This window comes from Pseudomonas sp. GP01-A4, from assembly GCF_058780865.1.
In genome coordinates, this window is record NZ_JBYSWF010000127.1 from 1 (window position 1) to 8,713 (window position 8,713).

An 8,713-nucleotide genomic window follows, 5' to 3' on the forward strand; every position below is an offset into this window, starting at 1 on the left:
CGCCCCACCCGATCCAGCTTCAGCACCTGCGCCCAAACCCCAGCAATCACCGTCTCCACCTCCCCCTGAGGCGGTTCATAGGCGCGACTCAACACCGCCTCCACCCCAGGCTCCGGCAACCCCTTGCGATCCAGCTTCCCCGCCGGATTAAGCGGCCACACCTCCACCCGCACAAACGCCGAAGGCACCATGTACTCAGGCAACCCCTCCACCATGTAACTGCGCAACGCCTCAAGCCCCGGCACCGCATCACGCACGGTGAAATACGCCACCAACCGCTCATCCCGAATCAACACCGCCACCTCCCGCAACGCAGGATGCGCCGCCAACCGCGCCTCAACCTCCCCCAGCTCCAGCCGCACCCCACGCAGCTTCACCTGAAAGTCATTGCGCCCCAGAAACTCCAGGTTCCCGTCCGGCAAATACCGCACCAGATCCCCCGTGCGATACAACCGATCCCCCGCCACAAACGGGCTATCGATAAACCGCTCCGCCGTCATCTGCTCCAACCCCAGATACCCGCGAGCCACGCCCACCCCGCCGATATGCAACTGCCCACTGCACCCCAGCGGCACCGGCCGATCATGCTCATCCAATACGTAAAGCCGGGTATTACTGATGGCCCGCCCAATCGGCAACTGCAACCCCGGCACCGGCGCACCCGGCTCCAGCGTCCAGGCACTGCTGTCCACCGTCGCCTCGGTCGGTCCGTAGACGTTATGCAAGCGCACCTTGGGCAATCGCGCCTGAACCCCACGGGCCAAGGCCTCTGTCAGCTCCCCACCACCGCATAAAACGTCGGTAAGGCTGGTACAAAGCGCAGACTCCTCCAGCTCCAGAAACTGCTGCAACATCGCCGGCACAAACTTGATCACGCTGACCTGTTGCTCACGAATCACCTGCGCCAGGTACGCCGGTTCACGGTGCCCATCGGGACGCGCCAGGACCAGGCGCATGCCATTGGTCAGCGGCCAGAACAGCTCCCACACCGAACCGTCAAAACTGAACGGCGCCCGCTGCAACAACGCGCCACCCTCGGCATTCGGGCACAGTTGCGAGCCCCAGTGCATCAGGTTGCCCAGGCCGCGATGCTCGATCATCACGCCCTTGGGCGTGCCGGTGGAGCCGGAGGTGTACATCACGTACGCCAGGTTGCGTACGCTCAGCCCCGGCACTCGCGGGTTGCCTTCAGGCGCCTGCTGCCAGGCGCCGTGGTCGAGGTCGATCACCGGTATCGACACCTCCCCCGGCAAATCGCGGGTCGCGCCGTGTACCAGCAAGGCGACCGGCGCGCTGTCTTGCAGCATGTAGGCGAGACGCTCGCGAGGGTAGCCCGGGTCCAACGGTACATAGGCGCCCCCCGCCTTGAGGATGGCCAGCAAGCCCACCACCAGGTCCAACCCGCGCTCGACACACAAGGCCACCCGCGAATCCGGCTGCACGCCGCGCTCGCGCAGGTGATAGGCCAGGCGGTTGGCGCGCTCGTTGAGCTGGCGGTAAGTCAGTTGCTGCTCACCGGCCTGCACCGCCACCGCGTGAGGTGTGTGCCGGGCATGGGCTTCGAACAGGGCGTGGACGGTCTGGTCCTCGGGGTAGTCGGTTTCGCTGGCGTTGAAGTCCACCAGTTGCTGTTGCAGTTCGGTCGCGGGCAGCACCTGCACATCGAACAGCGGCGCCTCGGGCGTCTCCACCAATCCCGCCAGCACCGTGCCAAGGTAGTCCAGCAGGCGCTGGGCACCGACCTTGCGGGGCGCCTTGGCCTTGAGCCGGAAACCGCTGGCCAGGTCGTCCACCGTCAGCATCAGTGGGTAGCTGAGGATGTCTTCGCTGCTCAGCAATTCGATGCCGGGCTGCAGCACCTCGAGTGCCTCGACCGAGACATGCCGGTAATTCAGCAGGCTGTTGAACAGCGGTGTGACGCCGCTGCAACGCTGGGCCAACGCCAGGGACGCTTGCTCGTGGGCGAGCAAGGCGCTGAGTTGCTGCTGCGTCTGCCTGATCGCCTCGCGCACCGTCACCCCGGCCAGGCGTACCCGCAGTGGCAAGGTGTTGATGAACATGCCCAGGGCACGGTCCGCGCCCTCACCGGCCTGCAGGCGTCCCAGCAGAACCGTACCGAACACCACATCGTCACGGCCCGAGACGCGACCCAGTACCTGGGCCCACGCCAGATGAAACAGGCTCGCCGCGCTGACACCCAAGGTGCGGGCCTGCTCGCGCAACAACTGGCCGAGTGCGTCGGGAAGCAGCACGTCGGCTTCCTCGGTGTCACGGCGATCCGCCTGGCGTTCCTGTAAACCGAAGGCCAGGGTCGGCTCGTCGACATCCGCCAGCCGCTCGCGAAAGAACGCTTCGTGCCCGGCCTGGCGTTCCGCTGACCGGGCCTGGGCGACCACGTTGCGATAGGGCACCGGCGCCGGCAATTGCTGTTGCTGGCCAAGCAGATGAGCCTGGATTTCCGCCATCAGTACTTGCGTCGATGTGGCGTCGTTCACCAGGTGATGGAAACGCAGCATGCCCACCCAACGGCGGTTCTGCCGGTCTTCGGCGTAATCCAGGGCCATCAGCGGCGCCTTGCGCAAGTCCAGTGGCCGCTGGCGTTCGCGCAGTTGTTCGAGAATTGAGTCCCCCTGGAGGGCCACCGGTTGCACGTCCAGAATCGCCTTGCGCCACACCACTTGCATCGGTTGTTCGAGGGCATCCCACGCCAGGCTGGTGCGCAGGATGTCATGGCGGTCGATCACCTGTTGCAGCGCCTGGGCGAACGCTTCCAGCTGTTCACGGCGGGCAAAGCTGAACATCGCGTGTTGCTGGTACGGATCGCGCTCGTCGGTGATGTGGTGATACAGCAGGCCTTCCTGCAACGGCGCCAGCGGGTAGATCTCCTGCACATTGGCGGCGCCGCCGGGGATCGCGGCGACGATGCGTTCTATCGTCGGCGGGTCCAGTTCGGCCAGCGCCAGCAGGTCCGGAGTAATCAATTGGCAACCCGCCGGAACACGGTTGGCCGGCACATCAAGCACGGTGCCCTGGCCAACCGCTGCCGCCAGTGCGGCCAGGGTCGGCTGGCCGAACAGCACCTGCACGTCGGCCTGCAACCCGACCTGGCGCATGTGCTGCACCAACTGGACCGCCAACAGCGAATGGCCGCCCAACTCGAAGAAATGGTCATGCCGCCCCACCCGCTCGACGTGCAGCACATCGGCCCAGATCTGCGCCAGGGCGATTTCCGTAGGCCCTTCGGGGGCTTCGTAAATTCGACTGATAAATGCATCGGCACCGGGTGCCGGCAAGGCCTTGCGGTCGAGTTTGCCGTTGGCCGTCAGGGGCAGCGCGTCCAGCTTTACGTAGGCCTGCGGCACCATGTAATCCGGCAAGCGTGATTTAAGATGGGCGCGAAGCGCTTCAATCGCTACCGGCGCATGCTCGGTGAACCAGGCCAACAGCTGCCCCTCGCGTACCAGCACCACCGCTTCGGTGACCCCTTCATAAGCCGCCAGGGCGGACTCGATTTCCCCCGGCTCGATACGCACGCCGCGAATTTTTACCTGGTCGTCGTTGCGGCCCAAATATTCAATATTCCCATCCGGCAGCCAACGCGCCAGGTCGCCGGTGCGGTACATGCGGCCTGGGTTGAATGGGTCATCAAGGAAGCGCTCTGCGGTCATGTCCGGGCGGTTCAAATAGCCCCGCGCCACGCCTTTCCCGCCGACGTACAACTCGCCTGCAGTACCGATGGGCACCGGCCGCTGTTGCTCATCCAGCAGGTAGACCGCGGCATTCGCGATGGGTTTGCCGATGTGCAGCGCCTGCCCGGCCTCAACGAGGCCCGAGGTGGCAACCACGGTGGCTTCAGTGGGACCGTAGTTGTTGATCACCGTGAAACTGCGCGCCTGGTTGAACTGGCGCAGGCGGTCGCCACCGATCAGCAGCGTGCGCAAAGTCGGGTGTTCGATATTCTGGCTGAACGCATACTCGGCCACCGGCGTGGGCAGGAAGCATACGTCCAGCGGTTGCGCGCGCCACCAGGCCAGCAGCGCGTCGATGTCTTCGGCGCCGTCGTGGGTCGGCGGCAAGTGCAAGGTCGCGCCCACGCACAGCGCTGGCCAGACCTCCCAGGCCATGGCGTCAAACCCGAAACCGGCAACGCTGGCGGTATGGCTGCCCGCGTGCAAATCGAAGGCCTGGCAATGCCAGTCCACCAGGTTGGCCACGGTGTGGTGCTCCACCATCACGCCCTTGGGCAGGCCGGTGGAGCCCGAGGTGTAGATCACATACGCGAGGTTGGCGGGTGTCATCGCCACTTGCGGGTTGCGCGCCAACTGCGCCGTGGCGTGATCCAGATTGATGACCGGCACGCTCAATACCGGTAGACGCTCGAGCAAATCCGTCTGCGTCAGCACCGCCACCGGCGCGCTGTCATCGAGCAGGTAGTGCAGGCGCTCGGAAGGATGGGCCGGGTCCACCGGAACGTAACAGGCGCCGGACTTGAGAATCCCCAGCAAGCCCACCAGCGTCTCCAGGCCGCGCCGGGCGACGATCGCCACACGGTCGTCGGGCTTTACCCCGAGCACCAATAGCTGCCGCGCCAGGGCATTGGCCCGTTGATTCAATTGGTCATACGTCAATCGCTGCCCCTGATACACCGCCGCCACCGCATGCGGGGTCACCGCGGCCTGGGCCTCGACGCGCCCATGCAGGGTTTGCGCTGCGGGATAGGCCTGGGCGGTGGCGTTCCAGCGTTGCAACTGCGCGGTTTCCTCGGGCGTTATCAGTGAGAAGTCAGCCAGGGGCAGCACGGTGTTTTCCAGCCCCTGCTCCAGCACATACACCAGGCGATCGGCCAGGGCCTGCACCTCGTGTACCTGGAAGTACGCCTCGTTGTAGACGCAGTGCAGGCACGCCGTGTCGTGGTAGCGATTGCTGCGCAAGTGAATCGCCAGCGGCAACGGCTCATGGTGGTTGGACACCTTGATCGCCCGGGCCGATGCCTGGCCGTAGCGAAATTCATGGTCGTCCTGCTCATAGGACACCGACAGGTCGAACAGTTGGCCGCGGTCGGCGCGCAGCAAACCCAGCTCGCGATTCATCTCGCTCAGCGGGAAACGTTGATGCCGAAAATCCTGCTGGAGCTGGTCGCGCACGCCACGCACCAGGGCGCTGAAAGGCAGGTCGTCGCGGAACTGCAAGCGCACGGCACTGACCTGGGTGAACAGCCCCAGGGTCGAACGAAAGCGTGCATTGGAACGGTTGAGTATCGGCAGCCCCACCACCCACTCCTGGCGCTGGCCGGTGCGGCTGAAGTACAGGTACATCGCCGCCAATAACACATGGAACGCCGACGCCTGGTAATGGTTCGCCACCCGCGCCATGCGATTGAGCAGCGCCGCCGGAAACGGTGCTACCAGGGTGTTGCTCGGTGCCTCGCCCTTGGCCTGGTAACGGCGCGTCAGCAGCGGCTCTGGCAGCGCCTGGTATTTGTCCAGCCAGTAGCTGCGGTCCCGGGCGTAACGGGCCGACTCGCGATAGCGTTCATCGTTGTCGATGAAGTCGATATAGGACGGCGCCGACAGGTCCGGCTGCCGGCCCTGCTCCAGGGCGCTGTAGATACCTGCAAGGGATTGCAGCATCTGGCCAAAGCCCCAGCCATCGAGAATCAGGTGGTGAGCCTGGGTGCCGAGGCGGTAATGCTGGTCATCGAGCTTGACCAGGAAGAAGCGGAACAACGGCTCGTCGACCAGCGCATAGGTTCGCGCCATCTGCGCCTGCAACAAGGCCTCGGCGGCCGCGCGGGGATCCGGCTGGCGCGAGACGTCATGCTGCGGCACCGATACCGCCATGGCCCCGGCAAACGCCTGCCGTGGCAAGCCATCGGCCGCCACTTGCAACACCGTACGCAATGCGTCGTGCTTGGCCACCAGGTGCTCGATGGCTCGCTGGATCAATGCGGGATTCACGGTGCCCGTGAGTTCGATATAACCCCCGATGTTGTACAGCGGCGAGTCACCGAGGCGCAGTTGGTCGAGCCAGATATCCCGCTGGGCGGCGGTCAGGGGGAAATACGTCATAAGATCCTTCTCATGTGAGGTGTCGATAAGGCGCACAACGCCCCATTGAGGCGAAATCAACGGGATTTAAGCATCGCCCCGGAGGGCCGTATGTCACCCGAAACCCGGACAGCCCGGGTACCGCGCCGGGGTTGGCTGATGGTTCAGTGCTGAAACGATTAAATGGATGTAGGAGATTGGCTACATCTGGCCGATGCCATATAGCCGGGCATGTCGAGAAAATTGAGTAAATATGTTTTATATCAACTAGTTAACAAACTCTAAAATCCTTTTACCCTGCAGCTTCAGCCTATATCCCTGTCGGAAATGACGAAATAATGGCGCGCTTTTTATGGCAGGTTGTGTCCCTCGTTTCCGCTACATACGTAGGACAAATCCACGTGGCTAAATGAAGCCTCGAGCACCGACCCAGGTTCAAGGAGAACGGGAGGCCTGCACACGTACGGGCAACCGTTGACGGTTTTCGACATCAAGGATGAGATGGCTATGAGTCTGACCAGCAGTATTCGGAATATGGAAAATCCGCATTTTTATTTCGAGTTGGGAGAGTTGATTTCAAGCACCGGCACTGAACACTTCGCAGCGAACATGCTGCAACTGGTCAACAAGCTGGTACCGGTTCACTTGGTGGACCTCAGTGAATGGACCCTCGACGAGCACCAGGCCTGCGTGCTCGATATCAAGTTACTTGGCAGCGACGGGTTGAAGCAGGACCTGCCGCCACCGCGCACCCTGCATCACCGCGACGATCATCCGCTGCTGAAAAAAATGCTCGGCATGAACGACCCGCTGTTGATCCAGATGAATGCCAAGGCCGACAGCACCCACACCCGCGGCACCTCCCATCAGTGCAACCTGGTATCGCGCCAGGCCAATCGGCGCTGCGTGATTTCGTTCTACCGGCCCCACACCCAACGCGCCTTTTCCCTGGCGCAGTTGTCGTTTCTCAAGAGCCTTTCGGAAACCTTGCTGCCGTTGATCGAGCGCCACGCGCAGATCAATCGACAGGCCCCGCCGGTAGCGCCCGAGCCCTCTAAAACTCCGTTGGAGCAGTCGCAATTGCAGCGCGAATTCTATAAACGCCTGTCACTCAGTGACATCACCTTATCGGCGCGGGAACAGGAGGTTTGCCTGGGGTTGTTGACCGGCGGAACCGTACCGCAGATGGCCGAGAAACTCAGCGTGAAAAACAGCTCCATCGAAACCTACCTCAAGCGCGCGGCGGCCAAACTGGGCGTGAGTGGCCGGCATGGCCTGGCCAAATGGATGGTTGGCGCGTGATGAAAAAACTGATGCTCGGCGTGGCGTGTGTGCTTGGCGGGTGTTCGTTGATCCCGGACTATCAGCGGCCCGAGGCACCGACCCCGGCGCACTTCCCGGTGTATAACGCGGACCGGGTGGGGCCATCGGCCGCCGGGCCTGACTGGCAACAGTTGTTCCGTGACCCGGTGATGCGGCAGTTGATTGGCCAGGCCCTGGTGAATAACCGTGACCTGCGGGTGGCGGCGCTGAATGTCGAAGCGTTCCAGGCGCAGTACCGCATCCAGCGTGCCGACCTGTTCCCGGCGGTGTCTGCCACGGGTGCCGAAAACCGCCAGAAAGTCCCGCGGCGCGCCACTACCACCGGCAAGTCTGCGATCACCTCTACCTATTCGGCGACATTGGGCGTCAGCGCCTACGAGCTGGATTTTTTCGGCCGCGTACGCAGCCTCAGTGAGCAGGCGATGCTGCAATACCTGGCCACTGAAGAAGCTCGGCGCAGCGCGCAACTGAGCCTGGTGGCCAACGTCGCCAACGCTTACCTGACCTGGCGCGCCGACCAGGAACTGCTGGCCCTGGCCCGGCAGACGCTGGCCTCGGACGAGCACAGCCTGCGTCTGACGTCGCGCAGTAAAACGGCGGGCAAGGCGACGTCGATCGATGTGATCCAGGCCCGGACCAGCGTCGAAAGTACCCGGGCAAGCATTGCGCGCTACCAGCGGCAGGTGGCCCAGGACCTCAACAGCCTGGCGTTGCTGGTGGGTGGGCCGGTGCCGGATTCTTTGCCGGCACAGCCGCTGTCCGACGACCTGGTAGCCCGGGTGCCGGCCGGGTTGCCGTCGGACCTGCTGCAACGGCGGCCGGATATTGTGCAGGCCGAGTATCAGCTTCAGGCGGCCAACGCGAATATTGGCGCGGCGCGGGCGGCGTTTTTTCCTTCGGTTACGCTGACGGCCAACGCGGGCACCTCGAGTAAGGATCTGTCGGGATTGTTCCAGGGGGGCTCGGGGAGTTGGGGGTTCCAGCCGCAGATCAATCTGCCGATCTTCAACGCGGGCAGCCTGCGGGCCAGCCTGGATTACGCGAAGATTCAGAAGAACATTTATGTCGCGCAGTATGAGAAGTCGATTCAGACCGCGTTCCAGGAAGTCTCGGACGGGCTGGCGGCGCGGCAAACGTATAACGAGCAACTGGCGGCGCAGCGGGATTTTGTTCGGGCCAACCAGACGTATTACGACCTGGCTCAGCACCGGTATCGCAGTGGGGTGGACAGTAATCTGGTGTTTCTGGATGCGCAGCGGTCGTTGTTCAGTTCGCAGCAGGCGTTGATTGTTGATCGGTTGGCGCAGTTGGTGGCGGAGGTGAATTTGTATACGGCGTTGGGT

The 8,713-nt window shown here is 63.4% G+C and carries 3 protein-coding genes; 2 read left to right on the forward strand and 1 reads right to left on the reverse strand.

Features of this window, described 5'->3' with window-relative positions; genetic code table 11:
- Positions 1-6,068 (reverse strand): non-ribosomal peptide synthetase (locus AC3WKX_RS33645; RefSeq protein WP_102665801.1); only part of this gene is annotated, 6,068 nt, incomplete at its 3' end.
- Positions 6,069-6,554: 486 nt separating this feature from the next.
- Between AC3WKX_RS33645 and AC3WKX_RS33650 the strand changes: the two genes are divergently transcribed.
- A complete protein-coding gene (locus AC3WKX_RS33650; RefSeq protein ID WP_008430236.1) occupies positions 6,555-7,349 on the forward strand; it encodes a helix-turn-helix transcriptional regulator in 795 nt (264 codons plus the stop codon).
- On the forward strand, positions 7,349-8,713 hold a 1,365-nt coding region (locus AC3WKX_RS33655; protein ID WP_146013751.1), incomplete at its 3' end, for an efflux transporter outer membrane subunit. The genes AC3WKX_RS33650 and AC3WKX_RS33655, both read left to right, overlap by 1 nt.

What these genes read in the sequence shown, in the direction of transcription:
- AC3WKX_RS33650 (WP_008430236.1), top strand. Translation starts at nt 6,555, where the DNA reads ATGAGTCTGACCAGCAGTATTCGGAATATGGAAAATCCGCATTTTTAT.